Annotated in this window: 2 protein-coding genes; both read left to right on the forward strand. The window is 72.5% G+C overall.

What is annotated here, in order from left to right; translation table 11 throughout:
* A partial coding sequence (locus Manayef4_RS02880; RefSeq protein WP_043592332.1) for a hypothetical protein occupies positions 1 to 448 on the forward strand: 448 nt, incomplete at its 5' end.
* The coding region (locus tag Manayef4_RS02885; protein WP_254665430.1) for a condensation domain-containing protein at positions 445 to 1,876 on the forward strand (1,432 nt) is incomplete at its 3' end. The genes Manayef4_RS02880 and Manayef4_RS02885, both read left to right, overlap by 4 nt.

The raw sequence follows: 1,876 nt of genomic DNA on the forward strand, positions 1-1,876 counted from the left end.
CGGGCTGCTGCGTTACCTCAACCCTGACACGCGCCCGGTCCTCGCGGCGCTACCCACCCCACAGATCGGCTTCAACTACATGGGCCGCTTCACCGCGAGTGACGCTGAAGCCCCGGCGGACTGGCGGCAGGCCAGTCTGGGCGGCGACGCGATCGAGCGGATGCCGGCGGCCCACGCCCTGGAGGCCAGCGGAATCGTCCGGGACGGGCCGGCGGGCCCGGAGCTGAGCCTGTCGCTGGCCTGGCCGGGCGATCTGCTGACCGAGGCCGAGGTGCGGAACCTTGCCGAGGGATGGGTGGCGATGCTGACCGGGCTGGCCGAGCACGCCGCGCGCCCCGAGGCGGGCGGGCACACCCCCTCCGACTTCCCGCTGCTCGAGCTGGCTCAGGAGCAGGTGGAGGAGTTCGAGGCGATGGCAGCCGAGATCGAGAAGGGGATGTCGACATGACGCGCTCCGCGCTGGCCGAGGTGTGGCCGCTCTCGCCGCTTCAGGAAGGGCTGCTGTTCCACGCGCTGTACGACGAGGACGCCGCCGGCTCCTACGTCGTCCAGCGAATCCTCGACCTGCGGGGCCCGCTGGACGCGGACGTGCTGCGCGCCTCGGTTGAGGCCCTGCTGGACCGCCACGCCAACCTGCGGGCCGGGTTCCGGCAGGCCGCCGGGATGGAGCAGCCGGTCCAGGTGATCCCGCGGCGGGTGAAACTACCCTGGACACAGGTGGACCTGTCCGCGCTGGCCGAGGAGTCGGCGCTGGCGGAGGTGTCCCGGCTGACTGCCGAGGACCGAGCCTGTGGGTTCGACCCGGCGGTGCCGCCGCTGCTGCGCTGCACGCTCGTCAGGCTCGGCCGGCATCGGCACCAGCTGGTCATCACCAACCATCACCTGCTGATGGATGGCTGGTCGCTGCCGGTGATGCGGCGCGAGTTGTCGGCGATCTACGCGGCCGGCGGTGACGCGAGCGGGCTGAAGCCGGTCTCGCCGTACCGAGACTACCTGGAGTGGCTCGGCCGCCAGGACCGCCAGGCCGCCCGGGCGGCCTGGCAGCGGGAACTGCGCGGAGCCGACGAGCCGACCCTCGTCGCCACGCCGGACCGGGGCACGGTGACGGCAACGGCGACGGGGCTCGCGCGGGTCCGGGTGACCGTGCCTGACGAGCTGACCGCCGCGCTGCGTGCCCTGGCCCGTAGCCGCGGCCTGACGCTGAACACGCTGGTACAGGGGGCGTGGGCGCTGCTGGTCAGCCGCCTGGCCGGCCGCCGTGACGTGGTGTTCGGCGCGGTGGTGGCGGGTCGTCCGCCCGAGCTGCCCGGTGTGGAGGAGATGCTGGGGCTGTTCGTCAACACCGTGCCGGTCCGGGTGCCGCTCGACCCCGCCCAGCCCGTGGTGGAGATGCTGGYCGAGCTTCAGGGCCGCCAGTCGGAGCTGAYGGCCTACCACCATCTGGGGCTTGCCGAGATCCAGCGACTGGCCGGCCCCGGTGCCACCTTCGACACGCTGCTGRCCTATGAGAACTACCCCCGTGACCCTGGCGGCGCCTCGGTCACCAAGGGCGACGGGCTGCGGATCACACCGGCCGGGAGCGAGGAGGCGGTGCACTACCCGGTGAGCCTGGCCGTGATCCCAGGGGAGCAGCTACGGCTGCGTCTTGACTGCCGGCCGGAGGTGTTCGACCAGCAGACGGCCGCCGAACTCGCCGACCGTTTCCTGCGGGTGCTCGACGGGATCGCGGCCGATCCGATCGCACCTGTCGGCCGGATCGGGGTGCTGGGGGACGCGGATCAGGCCCGGGTGGTGGATGGGTGGAATGAGACGGGGGTGGTGGTGCCGGAGGTGACGTTGTCGGAGTTGTTTGAGGCGCAGGTGCGGCGGAGTCCGG

It is taken from the genome of Frankia sp. CgMI4, from assembly GCF_001756285.1.
In the GTDB taxonomy this organism is placed as follows: domain Bacteria; phylum Actinomycetota; class Actinomycetes; order Frankiales; family Frankiaceae; genus Frankia; species Frankia casuarinae.